At 70.4% G+C, this 11,458-nt stretch carries 13 protein-coding genes; 9 read left to right on the top strand and 4 right to left on the bottom strand.

What is annotated here, in order from left to right:
* The first annotated feature begins 1 nt into the window (after window position 1).
* The 7 genes from AB0L97_RS06120 to AB0L97_RS06090 all read left to right on the top strand — a co-directional run bounded on the left by AB0L97_RS06120 (window position 2) and on the right by AB0L97_RS06090 (window position 7,215).
* A complete protein-coding gene (locus AB0L97_RS06120) occupies window positions 2-1,402 on the top strand; it encodes a nucleotidyltransferase family protein (protein ID WP_364425752.1) in 1,401 nt (466 codons plus the stop codon).
* A complete protein-coding gene (locus AB0L97_RS06115; protein WP_364425750.1) occupies window positions 1,399-2,133 on the top strand; it encodes an HAD family hydrolase in 735 nt (244 codons plus the stop codon). The genes AB0L97_RS06120 and AB0L97_RS06115 overlap by 4 nt, the downstream gene beginning before the upstream one ends.
* Window positions 2,118-3,059, top strand: coding sequence for a diacylglycerol kinase family protein (locus AB0L97_RS06110; protein ID WP_364425748.1), 942 nt, complete (start codon window positions 2,118-2,120; stop codon window positions 3,057-3,059). Before AB0L97_RS06115 ends, AB0L97_RS06110 begins: the two co-directional genes overlap by 16 nt.
* Window positions 3,056-3,916: an SDR family NAD(P)-dependent oxidoreductase gene (locus AB0L97_RS06105; RefSeq protein ID WP_364425746.1), complete on the top strand. Its 861-nt coding sequence runs from the start codon at window positions 3,056-3,058 to the stop codon at window positions 3,914-3,916. Before AB0L97_RS06110 ends, AB0L97_RS06105 begins: the two co-directional genes overlap by 4 nt.
* A 148-nt stretch (window positions 3,917-4,064) precedes the next feature.
* Window positions 4,065-4,631: a peptide deformylase gene (gene def / locus AB0L97_RS06100; RefSeq protein WP_355070717.1), complete on the top strand. Its 567-nt coding sequence runs from the start codon at window positions 4,065-4,067 to the stop codon at window positions 4,629-4,631.
* The gene (fmt, locus tag AB0L97_RS06095; protein ID WP_364425743.1) at window positions 4,631-5,554 is read left to right on the top strand and encodes a methionyl-tRNA formyltransferase; all 924 of its coding nucleotides are present in this window, start codon (window positions 4,631-4,633) and stop codon (window positions 5,552-5,554) included. Before def ends, fmt begins: the two co-directional genes overlap by 1 nt.
* Complete coding sequence (locus AB0L97_RS06090) at window positions 5,551-7,215, top strand: transcription antitermination factor NusB (protein ID WP_364425741.1); 1,665 nt, start codon at window positions 5,551-5,553, stop codon at window positions 7,213-7,215. The genes fmt and AB0L97_RS06090 overlap by 4 nt, the downstream gene beginning before the upstream one ends.
* Before the next feature lie 6 nt (window positions 7,216-7,221).
* Here AB0L97_RS06090 and AB0L97_RS06085 read toward each other — a convergent pair whose 3' ends face one another.
* Both AB0L97_RS06085 and AB0L97_RS06080 read right to left on the bottom strand, forming a co-directional pair.
* On the bottom strand, window positions 7,222-8,085 hold the full coding sequence (locus AB0L97_RS06085) for an RNA polymerase sigma factor SigF (protein WP_355070723.1): 864 nt from the start codon (window positions 8,083-8,085) through the stop codon (window positions 7,222-7,224).
* Entirely contained in the window at window positions 8,085-8,507 is a 423-nt protein-coding gene (locus AB0L97_RS06080; protein WP_355070725.1) for an anti-sigma factor, read from the bottom strand. Before AB0L97_RS06080 ends, AB0L97_RS06085 begins: the two co-directional genes overlap by 1 nt.
* A 96-nt stretch (window positions 8,508-8,603) precedes the next feature.
* On the opposite strand from AB0L97_RS06080, the gene rpe reads away from it, so the two are divergent.
* Window positions 8,604-9,260 (top strand): ribulose-phosphate 3-epimerase, encoded by a 657-nt coding sequence (rpe, locus tag AB0L97_RS06075; protein WP_355071047.1) that lies wholly within the window; start codon window positions 8,604-8,606, stop codon window positions 9,258-9,260.
* Window positions 9,261-9,266: 6 nt separating this feature from the next.
* Here the strand turns inward: rpe and AB0L97_RS06070 are convergent, their stop codons facing one another.
* Complete coding sequence (locus tag AB0L97_RS06070) at window positions 9,267-9,737, bottom strand: hypothetical protein (protein WP_364425738.1); 471 nt, start codon at window positions 9,735-9,737, stop codon at window positions 9,267-9,269.
* A gap of 563 nt (window positions 9,738-10,300) precedes the next feature.
* On the opposite strand from AB0L97_RS06070, the gene AB0L97_RS06065 reads away from it, so the two are divergent.
* Entirely contained in the window at window positions 10,301-10,924 is a 624-nt protein-coding gene (locus AB0L97_RS06065) for a riboflavin synthase (RefSeq protein ID WP_364425736.1), read from the top strand.
* A gap of 343 nt (window positions 10,925-11,267) precedes the next feature.
* On the opposite strand, the gene AB0L97_RS06060 is transcribed toward AB0L97_RS06065, so the two are convergent.
* A partial coding sequence (locus AB0L97_RS06060; protein WP_364425734.1) for a hypothetical protein occupies window positions 11,268-11,458 on the bottom strand: 191 nt, incomplete at its 5' end.

Raw genomic sequence — 11,458 nt, 5'->3', positions numbered from 1 at the left:
CATGACCGACACCGTGATCGCCGCGGCCGGGACCGACGCCGAACGGCTGCTGGTACACGCCGCGCTGGCCGCACCCAGCGGCGAAGAACGCGCGGAACTGGTCGAGCTGGCCCACCGGGTCACCGATTGGGCGGCCTTCTTCGAGTTGGCACAGCTCAACGCGACCGTCCCGCTGGCGCGGCGCTCGCTGATCGCCGCCGAGGTGTACGAGCTGGTGCCGCCCCTGGTCCGGGTGCGGTTCGACGCCGTCACCGAGCAAATCGCGACCGCCAACGACCGCCGCCTGGCCGGGGCGGTGGAGCTGGTGCGGCGGCTCGACGAACGCGGTGTGCGCTGCGTGGTGCTCAAGGGCATGCTCTTCGCCACCGAGATCTACCGCGACCCGCGCTACAAGCGCATGAACGACCTGGACATCCTGCTGGAACCGGACCAGGTCGACACGGCCGTCGAGGTCTACCGTGAACTCGGCCTGTTCGCGACCTCCGAGCTGCTCGGCAAGCCGCCCAAGGCGCGGGCCGAGCGATCCCACCACCTGCCGTCGTTCGTCTCGCGCGACGGCGCGCTCGTGGTGGGCACGCACTGGGGCCTGATCACGCCGCTGGCGCCCTACACGGTGGACTACACCGCGATATGGAAACGTGTGCGTCCCATCGACTTCCACGGCGTACCCGCGTGGGCGATGGCGCACGAGGACAACCTGCACCATCTGGGCATCCACCTGCCCTACTACAAAACCGGCGTACGCGAACTCGGCGACATCTGGAACCTGGCCCGATACGCGGGCACGGACCTCGACTACGACCTGCTTTCCGGTCAGATCGCGGCGGCGGGCAGCGAGGGCCTGATGTACCACGCTCTCGCCCTCGCGCACCGGCTGGTGCCGAACCCCGACTTCGCGGCGCTGCTGGACCGGATCGCGCCCCGCGTGGGTCGATTCACCCGCGCCGACACCGCGCGCAAGGTCGCCGACGTGCACACGTTGCTGCGCAGCCGTTCCACCCACACCTCCCGGATCGAGAAGGCCTACACCGAATTCAATATGACCGCTGACGCGCGGGAGAAGCTGGACGGCTTCGCGCGGCTGTGGTCCGGGCTGCTCCTGGTCCCCGGCGCCGAGGCGGCCAGGATGAGTTCGCTGCGCGATCCGGGCGCGGTGGCCGCCGTCGGGGCCCGCTTGGTCGCGCCCTACCGTCTGACCAGGGTGTTCCAGCGTGACCTCGGCCGGTGGCTGTTCCCCGCCGCGCTGGCCAAGACGGTCTACGACCTCGGCGCGGCATACGCTGGGGAACTCCGGTCCCGCACCGGGCTCGGCGGTGCGCGGCCGCCCGGCATCGACGACTACGCCGCCCGCCTCGGGCTGACCAGAGCGGACCTGCGAGCAGTACTGGACAGCCAGGAATGAGCCCACGGCCGACCGTGCTGTGGGATCTGGACGGCACGTTGATCGGGCAGCGGCGGCGCACCTTCGCGACGCTGATGCCCGCGGGCGCGGCTTGGGTGTTCCGCGATCTCGTCCCACCGCACCGCTTCCTGCCCCTGCTGCGCCGCACGCTGGGTGACGTGCGCGCCAACGACAGCGACCACACCAACACGGAGCTGATGGTGCTGCTGCTCGCCCAGCGTCTCGGCACCGGCCGTGACGTGGTCGCGGACCGCCTCACCCGGTTGGCCGAGGTCGAATTCGCGAGGCTGCGAGCGTGTTTCCCGCCGCGCCCGGCGGCGGTGGCGACGGTGCGCGGGCTGGCGGAGGCGGGTGCGCGGCAAGTGGTCGCGACCAACCCGTTGTGGCCGCGCAGCACCGTCGAGGCCAGGATCCGTTGGGGCGGAATTGATCTCGCTTCGTTCGCCTTCGTCACCAGCGGTGACACCATGCACCGCGCCAAGCCGCGGCTCGAGTTCTATCGCGAACTGCTCGACCAGTTGGGCGCGGCCGCGGGTGACTGCGTCATGGTCGGCAACGACCCGGCTCACGACGGTCCCGCCGCGCAACTGGGCATCCCGGTCTTCCTGGTCGGCCCGCCCACCACCGGCATACCGCCGGCCGTGGCCCGGACCGGACTGGTCACGGTGGGCGATCACCACGCACTACGCCGATGGCTCGGCATCGAGGAGGATTCGTGCTCGTCGTCCTGAACCCGCGAGCGAACGCGGGTACCGCACTGCGGCGCTGGGAGCCGGTGGAATCCGCCCTGCGCGACCGTCACCCGCACCTGTCGGTCGAACTGCCCGCCGACGCCGGGCACGCCACCGACCTCGTGCGCGCGGCCGTCACCCGGCCCGATCCGCCTCCGGTGCTGGTCGCCGCGGGCGGCGACGGCATGGTCAACCTGGTGCTGAACGCGCTCATGGACCCGGCAACCGACCACCCGCGCGCTCCCGGCTGCGCACTGGGCGCGGTGGGGCTGGGCAGTTCGAACGACTTCCACAAACCGGTGCCCGGCACCGGACGTATCGGCACCGTTCCGGTGCGGGTCGACGCCGCGCGCGCCGAATTCGTCGACGTGGGCAAGGCGTGCGTGCTGCTGGCCGACGGCACGCGTGCGGTGCGCTACTTCCTGCTCAACGCCAGCATGGGGCTGGTCGCCGCGGGCAATCATTCCTTCAACCACGCCACCGGGGTGGTCGGCTGGCTCAAGTCGCGCAGCGTGGAGGCCGCCATCATCGCCACCGCACTCGCCACCCTTGCCACCCATCGGCCGCTGACCGTCGCCGTTCGTGGCGGCGACTGGAGCCACGCGGCCCCGATCACCAACATCGGCGTGCTCAAGAGCGTGCACTTCGCCGGCGGCATGCGCTACGACACGGCGGTCACCCGCGCCGACGGCCGGTTCGATGTGAACATCTGGGCCGAGGCGGGGAAGCTCAGGACGCTCGGCTTGGTCGCGGGACTGTACGCGGGCCGATTCCGGCGGTCGCCGCTGGCGGTATGCCATCGCGATTCGGTCGTGGAGCTGCGGCCGGATCGTCCGGCGCCGCTGGAGTTGGACGGCGAGGTCACGATGGTGGAGTCGGCGCGGCTGGAGGTTCTGCCGCGGGTACTGAAGGTGTGTGCCGCGTGACGGTGGTGCTCGTCACCGGAGCGGCCAACGGCATGGGCGCGGCCACCATGGAACGCCTTGCGGCGCTGGGGTACACGGTCGAGGGATGCGACCGGGTCGCCGCGTCCGGAATCGCCCGGGTCGACGTGCGCGACGAAGAAGCGGTGAACCGCTGGGTTCGCGACGTGCACGCCAGGCACGGCAGCATCCATGCGGTCGTCACCTTCGCGGCGTACGGCGTCGTCGGCGCGGTCGAGGAGACCACGCCCGCAGAGGCCGCGGCGCTCTATGACACCAACGTCCTCGGCACGCACCGCGTACTGCGCGCGGTGCTGCCGTTGCTGCGCGCCCGAGGCGCAGGGCGCGTGATCGTCGTCAGTTCGGGAGCGGGCGCCGTCGCCGAGCCATACGGCGGTTGGTACTCGGCTACGAAGGCCGCCGTCGAGCGGATCGGCGAAGCCGCGCGCATCGAGGCCGCCGGGTCGGGCGTCCAGGTGTCGGTACTCATCCCGGGATGGACCGTCACCCCGATCATCGACACGGCGCGACACGTGTCGAGCCCGATCTCCGCCTACGACCACGACCGTGCCGCCGTGCTGGACCTCGTACGCGGCTACTTGGCCGCGGGACAGCCCGCCGCCGCGGTGGCCGACAAGGTCGCGATGATCCTGGCCTCGGACCGGCCACGGCAGACCTACCTGTGCGGCCGCGACGTCCGCTTGTCCTTCTGGACCCGCAGGCTGCTCCCGAGCCGGGTATACGAGCGAATGGTGCGCCGATACTACGGTTTCCGGCCGGAGCCTGCCCGCCCGCTGCCGAACGCCTTGCTCGGCGAGCTGCGGGCCACCACTGGTCCGCGGTCACCGGCGGACGGCTGACCAGGGCTTTTCCGGGCGGCCGGGCGGAGGGATCGACACCCCGCCCGGACCGCATAGGAGTTGTACCAGCTTCCGGCTGGCGAATCGGGGATTTCCGGTCGTCTCACTAGAATGGGGCGACCGTATTCGTCGCTTCCGGGAGCCAGCCGTGACCATCCAGCCCGTTCGCCTGTTCGGCGATCCCATCTTGCGTGCCCGCGCCGCGGAGGTCACCGCGTTCGATCGTGATCTGCGTCAGCTGGTGACCGACCTGACCGAGACGATGCACGACGACGGCGGTGTCGGGATGGCCGCGCCGCAGATCGGGGTCGGGCTGCGCGTGTTCGTCTACGACACGGGCGACGCCGCGGGGCATCTGGTCAACCCGCGGTGGGAGGTCGTCGGCGACGAGGAGCAGGTGGGGCCGGAAGGCTGCCTGTCGATTCCCGGCGTGCGCTACGACACGCGCAGGGCCCTGCGGGTGCGGGCAACCGGTGTGGACGTCGACGGCGCACCGGTCACGTTCGAAGCCGAAGGGTTGCTGGCGCGGTGCGTGCAGCACGAGACCGATCATCTCGACGGCGTGCTGTTCATCGACCGTCTCGACCCGGCCCAGCGCAAGGAGGCGATGCGGGTGATCCGCGAATCCGATTGGTTCGCGGCGGGCTCGACGGTGCGCCCGGCCCGTTCGATGAGCGGTGCGGGTCGGCCCAACCCGTTCGGAGCGGGCCGCTGATGCGCGTCGTCTTCGCGGGCACCCCGGAACCGGCGGTTCCGTCGCTGCGGCGTCTGCTGGAATCGGGGCGCCACGAGGTCGTCGCCGTGGTGACGCGGCCGGACGCGGTCGCGGGGCGCGGCCGGAAGGTGACCAGGTCGCCGGTCGGCCTGCTGGCCGACGAACACGGCATCCCGGTGTTCACCCCGCGGCGGCCGTCGGTGCCGGAATTCGTCGCGCGGCTCACCGAATTGGCGCCGGACTGCTGTCCCGTCGTCGCCTACGGCGCGCTGCTACCCCAGCAGGTGCTCGACATCCCGCGCTTCGGCTGGATCAACCTGCATTTCTCGCTGCTGCCCGCGTGGCGCGGCGCGGCGCCGGTGCAGGCCGCGATCGATGCGGGCGACGAGATCACCGGCGCCTCCACCTTCCAGATCGAGGCCGGACTGGACACCGGCCCGGTCTTCGGCATGGTGACCGAGAAGATCACCGTCACCGACACCGCGGGCACTCTCCTGGAGCGGCTGGCCGACAGCGGCTCGCGCCTGCTGGAAGCGACGCTCGACGGAGTGGAGGACGGGAGCTTGCAAGCGGTCCCGCAGTCCACCGACGGTGTCTCGTACGCGCCAAAGGTCGGCGTCGAGGTCGGGCACGTGCGCTGGGATCTGCCCGCGCTGGCCATCAGCAGGCGGATCCGCGCGGTCACTCCCGCGCCGGGGGCGTGGACCGAGGTCGGCGGCACCCGGTTGAAGCTGGGGCCGGTCGAGTTGGTCGAGGAGGAATTGCCGGAGCGGGTGATCGAGGTCCGCAAGTCCGGTGTGTTTGTCGGCACCGCGACAACCGCGGTGCGGCTCGACCAGGTGCAGCCGCAGGGCAAGCGCATGATGGCCGCGCTCGACTGGGCGCGCGGCGCCCGCCTGCAGCCGGGCGCGGTGGTCGAATGACGCGCGGCAATCGGCCCGGCGACGGCAACGCACGCGACCGGCGGCGCGACGAACGAGAGGCCGCGCCGAATCGTTCCGGCGAGGCAGGCCGGGCACGCGCGCAGGGCGGCGGGAAGCAGCAGGATCGCGACGCGGCGGACAGGTCGCGGGCGACCGGTCGGCGTTCCGGCGGTGGGCGCGCCGAGGCGGGCGGCCGTGATCGCGACGAACGGCGCGGCTCCACCGGACGACGCTCGGCGGCGGGCCGATCGGACCGTTCCACCGGCGGGCGCCCGGCTTCGCAAACCGCGCCGCGCCAAGGGGCCAAAGCCGCCGGACGGCCAAGGGAATCCGCCGACCCGCCGCGGTCGGTCGCCAGGGATGTGCTGCGGGCGGTCCGTGAGCGCGATGCCTACGCAAATCTCGTTCTGCCCGCGCTGCTGCGAGAACGGGGATTGTCGGGTCGGGATGCCGCACTGGCCACCGAACTCGCCTACGGCGCGTGCCGGTCGCTGGGACTACTGGACGCGGTGATCGCCGAAGGCGCGGGCAGGCCGATCGAGGAGATCGACGGACCCTTGCTGGACGTGCTCCGGCTCGGCGTCTACCAGTTGCTGCGCACCCGGATCGGCGCGCACGCCGCCGTGGACACCTCCGTCGCGTTGACGCGCGCCGAATTCGGTGCGGGCAAAGCCGGTTTCGTCAATGCGGTGCTCCGGCGCGCGGGGGAGAAGACCCCCGAGCAATGGGTCGACGCGCTCGCGCCCGCCGACCCCCTCGGCCGGTTGGCGTTCGAGTATGCCCATCCGGTCTGGATCGCGCAGGCGTTCGCCGACGCGCTGGGCGCGCGAGCGGCGGAACTGCGCGACGTGCTCGCCGCCGACGACGCCCGCCCGCTGGTGCACCTGGTGGCCCGCCCCGGCGACATCACCGCGGAGGAACTCGCGCTGGTCACCGGCGGCGAGGAGGGCCGCTGGTCGCCGTACGCGGTCTATCTGGACGGCGGCGATCCCGGCAAGCTGGAGCCGGTCCGCGAGGGCATGGCGGCGGTGCAGGACGAAGGCAGCCAGCTGGTGGCGCTGGCGTTGACCAGGGCCGCGCTCGACGGCCCGGACACCGGTCGCTGGCTCGACCTGTGCGCAGGGCCGGGCGGCAAGGCCGCGCTGCTGGGGGCGATCGCCGCGATCGACGGTTTCCGGGTGGACGCGGTCGAGCCCGCCGCGCACCGCGCCGAGCTGGTCCGCAAAGCCGTGCACGACCTGCCGGTGGACGTGCACGTCGCCGACGGCCGCGCCAGCGGACTGACCCCGGGCTACGACCGCATCCTGGTCGACGCCCCCTGCACCGGCCTCGGAGCGCTGCGCCGTAGACCTGAGGCGCGCTGGCGGCGCACCCCGGCGGACGTCCGGGAACTGGTGGTGTTGCAGCGCGAATTGCTCACCGCCGCATGGGATCTGCTGCGCCCCGGCGGGGTCGTGGTGTACTCGACATGCTCGCCGCATCTGCCGGAGACGGTGTCCATCGTCGCCGATGCCGTGCGCCGCCTCGGCGCCGAGCAGCTCGACACCCGCGAACTGCTGCCCGGCGTCACCGATGTCGGCGACGGGCCGGGGGCACAGTTGTGGCCGCACCGGCACGGTACCGACGCCATGTTCGTGGCGGCGCTGCGCAAGCCGCGCTGAGCGGGGTCATTCCCGGCTGGATTGCTCCCGCAAGCGGGCTAGGGTCTTGGCGAGGATGCGCGAGACGTGCATCTGGGAGATGCCCATCTGCTGCGCGATCTGCGTCTGGGTCATCGATTCGAAGAACCGCATGGTGAGGATGCGTCGTTCCCGCTCCGGCAACCCGGCCAGCAGCGGACGGATCGCGACGTACTCCTCGACCCGATCGAACTGGGACTCCTCCTCGCCGAGGGTGTCCAGGAGCGAGGCGTCGGTGTCGCGGCCGAGCGTGGCCGCGTCGATCGAACTCGGCTGGTAGGCGTTGCCCGCGATGACCGCCTGGGTCACCTCGTCCGGGTCGACGTCCAGCTCGGCGGCGATCTCCTTCGCCGTCGGCGAGCGGCCGAGAGTCTGGGAGAGACTGTCGATCGCCGCGCCGATGCGTAGGTGAGTCTCCTTGACACGCCGCGGCACTCGCATCGCCCAGGTGTTGTCGCGGAAATACCGGCGGACCTCACCCATGATGGTCGGCACCGCGAAAGACAGGAAGTTGGAGCCGCGCTCGACGTCGAAACGGTCCACCGCGTGCACCAACCCCACCCGCGCGACCTGGGTCAGGTCGTCGAACGGCTCACCACGCCCGCTGAACTTCCTGGCGATGTGGTCGGCGAGCGGAATGCAGCGGCTGATCAGTTCCGCGCGCAGCGCGCTGTGCCGCGCGGTCCCCGCCTCACTGGAGGCGAGCTGCTCGAAGAGCAATCCGACATCGTCGTAACCGGGAACCGCGCCCGCCGCCTCCAGGGTCTCCTCGGCATCGGTCTCGTCCTCGGTGGTCAGCGTGTCGGCGTCGTCGTCGCGCTGGGAGTCGTACACGGTGTCTTCGTCCGCCACTACGCCTTCCCCCGGACCCGACGGAACTCGACCGTCGTCGGATATCCGGAGACCGTCGCGTCGAACGAATCCTGGGTCGCCTCCACCGAGTCGGTGAGGGTGCGCAGCACGTGCCAGCCGAAGCTGCGCTGATCGGGCAGCCCCGGCTTCTCCGCCAGGCCGTCGACCCGGACGAGCAACACGGTGTCGCCGACGGTGAAACGGCAGTTCAGGCTCGATTCCGGGGCGGCGACCGCGATCAGGGTCGAGCAGACCTCGTCGACGGCCAGCCGGATATCGGCCACCTCGTCCAGTGTGAAATCGCTGAGTAGGACGAGTGTTTCGGCGAGCCCACGCACGATGGGCAGTTGTGTCACCGACGCCGCCACCCGAATCTCCACCGGGGTGCTGTAGAGCCCCTGTTCCGCCGAAATATTGATCACCCTATGCAGGCTACCCACTCCCGCGCTGGACAACCCTGGGTACCGTTAGACTCCGGCGTTGTGTCCAACCCGATTCACCCGCGTCCGGCCGCTCCGATGATCGCCCCCTCCATCCTGTCCGCAGACTTCGCGCACCTCGCGGACGAAGCGGCGGCCGTCGCAGGCGCCGACTGGCTGCACGTGGACGTGATGGACGCGCACTTCGTGCCGAATCTCACGCTCGGCCTCCCGGTGGTGGAGAGCCTGCTGAAGGCGACCGAGATCCCCCTCGACTGCCACCTGATGATCGAGAATCCGGGCCGCTGGGCGCCGCCGTACGCCGAGGCGGGCGCGCACAACGTGACCTTCCACGCGGAGGCGACCGACGATCCGATCGCGGTGGCCCGCGACATCCGCGCCGCGGGCGCCAAGGCGGGGCTCTCGGTGAAGCCGGGCACGCCGATCGAGCCGTACCTGGAGATCCTGCGCGAATTCGACACGCTGCTGGTGATGAGCGTGGAACCCGGCTTCGGCGGGCAGTCGTTCATTCCGGAGGTGCTGCAGAAGGCGCGCGTCGTGCGGAACCTGGTCGATGCCGGTGAGCTGCGGCTGCTGGTCGAGATCGACGGCGGGATCAACGCCGACACCATCGAGGCGGCGGCGGAGGCGGGTGTGGACTGCTTCGTCGCCGGTTCCGCGGTCTACAGCACCGCCGACCCCGCGGCCACCGTGGAGAAGCTGCGCGGCCAGGCGGCCTCGGCGTGGGCCCGCTGAACGGTGCTAGCCGGTCCGCGTTCCACGCGCGGCGACCGCGCGGATCGTCTCGATCACCGCGCTGATCGGCGGGCGGCGGGCGCCGGCCTCCGGTGACCGGATCCACACGCGATACCCGGTGCGCTCGTCGTCCGGTGAGGGCAGCACCACTTGGCTGCCCGTGCAGGCCACCGCGGCGTAGAGGCGGAACAATTCGGCCGAGACCGCCGGGCTGACGGCGTCCGGCCCGGCGGGGCCGGTGAGGAACGTCCAATGCTTGGCTCGCGGATGGTCGACCACCGGCCCGGCGATTCCGTCTTGGGCGAGTCGCCGTAGCACCTGCTCGCCGAGTTCGGCGGGCATGGTGACGGCGCCGTAGTCGACACCGATGTGCAGGAGAATGCGGTGCGAACCGGGATCCATCGATGCGGGCAGCTGGAATTCGCGCCGATACCGTGAGCAGCGAACTTCCGGCGTCGAATCGAGAAATGTGGTCACACTGCGCCCCCAGCTGCGTTCGACCCAATTTGTCCCACTGTGTTCTCCGGCTTTCTCGAGGAGTGAACATCGTGTGGCAGGCTTCCCGCTTGTCGGGCATGTTCCCTGGTAGAGCGTGTCATCGGACTGCATGGTCGGGAAAGTTGAACGCGAGAAGTCAGCCGCGTAACGATATCGCCTCCCGCGCCGTCCGAGCGCGGAATCTGCGTTATAACCGTGTTTCGTTCGAGTATCGAGAATGAATCCGCAAACTCTCTGCGGGGTAAATTAATTCGTGCGGTACGCCAAATGCCGCAGAATAATCATGGATATGTCGTCCGTCCGGGTGATCACGGCGGGTGTGGACATATTTCGTTCCATTTTCGATGGGACCGGCCGGTTCCGCCCGCCTCGGCCCGCCCTGCGGTCGGTTCCGGCGCGGGTCCCGGTCCGCCCTCGGCGGGCACGGAACGCGGCTGTCTACGGCGACCCCGCGTCACTAGGCTGAGGAGGGGCGGGAATAGCGGCAGGGTCCCGCGCTGTTCCGCAACCGGAAGACAACGACGCGACAGGAGTCACAGCACATGTTCACAGGCATCGTCGAGGAACTCGGCGAGATCGTCGCCAGCGAGCGGCTGACCGACGCCGCGCGGCTGACGATCAAGGGCAAGCTGGTGACCTCCGATGCCGGGCACGGTGATTCGATCGCCGTGAACGGAGTGTGCCTGACCGTCGTGGAGGTGGTCGGCGGCGACTCGTTCACCGTCGACGTCATGGCGGAGACGCTCAATCGCTCCAGCATCGGCAAGCTGGACGTCGGCGCCAAGGTGAATCTCGAGCGCGCCGCCGCTCTGAACAGCAGGCTCGGCGGCCACTTGGTCCAAGGCCATGTCGATGGCACCGGCACCGTGCTCTCGCGCACTCCGTCGGACAACTGGGACGTGGTGCGGATCTCGCTGCCCGAGAACATCGCCCGCTACGTCGTGGAGAAGGGGTCGATCACCGTGGACGGCATCTCGCTCACCGTCTCCGGCCTCGGCGTCTCCGACGAGCCCGCCGAGACCGGCAGCAGCGACTGGTTCGAGGTCTCCCTCATCCCCACCACGCTCTCCCTGACCAACCTCGGCTTCGCCACCGTCGGCACCACCGTCAACCTGGAAGTCGACGTGATCGCCAAGTACGTCGAACGCCTCCAGCAGCGCGGCTGACAGTGGCCGCCTCGCTCGTCCCCGCCCGCCCACGAGGCTGCGCGGCGGAGATCGCGTTCCTGACAGAGCTGCCGCGACGCCGTCATACGAGCTGCCACCCCCACGCGGAGTCACGGTGACCGCCGACCGCGCGAGTTCGGTGAGCATCGTCTCGACCGGTCGGATCGGTATCACTCCGGCAGGCCAGCGAATCGGCATCACTACGGGCTCCGAGCGAGGCGAGACAGATCAGGCCCAGCCTGCGCCCGAGCGAGCATCCGAGCCACCCTCCCATCTGCCAACCGGCAGGCGCGGATGGCCGCTACGAGCTCAGATCTCGAGACGCCGTGGCAGCCGACGGTTTTCATGCCGGGCGGCGGGCCGCGGCGAACATACGGGTCGGTTGATCCCAGCACCGAGCGCCCAGCGCACCTCGACCACGACTTTCGAGCGAAGCGAGACCGAGCATGCGCCGTTCGCGGCCCGGCTCGCGTCCCCTTTCCCGAATCGCCTTGGCGGACCGGCGCGGCCAGATGTAGTCGTTGCCGATGACGG

The sequence above is a fragment of the Nocardia sp. NPDC051911 genome, from assembly GCF_040681035.1.
Taxonomy (GTDB): Bacteria; Actinomycetota; Actinomycetes; order Mycobacteriales; family Mycobacteriaceae; genus Nocardia; species Nocardia sichangensis.
The sequence above is the reverse complement of the archived record's forward strand: the minus strand, read 5'-3'. Positions and strand labels throughout refer to the sequence as shown.

Coding starts and splice junctions, on each gene's coding strand:
- AB0L97_RS06120 (WP_364425752.1), top strand. CDS start 2: ATGACCGACACCGTGATCGCCGCGGCCGGGACCGACGCCGAACGGCTG.
- AB0L97_RS06115 (WP_364425750.1), top strand. CDS start 1,399: ATGAGCCCACGGCCGACCGTGCTGTGGGATCTGGACGGCACGTTGATC.
- fmt (WP_364425743.1), top strand. CDS start 4,631: ATGCGCGTCGTCTTCGCGGGCACCCCGGAACCGGCGGTTCCGTCGCTG.
- AB0L97_RS06090 (WP_364425741.1), top strand. CDS start 5,551: ATGACGCGCGGCAATCGGCCCGGCGACGGCAACGCACGCGACCGGCGG.
- rpe (WP_355071047.1), top strand. CDS start 8,604: ATGATCGCCCCCTCCATCCTGTCCGCAGACTTCGCGCACCTCGCGGAC.
- AB0L97_RS06065 (WP_364425736.1), top strand. CDS start 10,301: ATGTTCACAGGCATCGTCGAGGAACTCGGCGAGATCGTCGCCAGCGAG.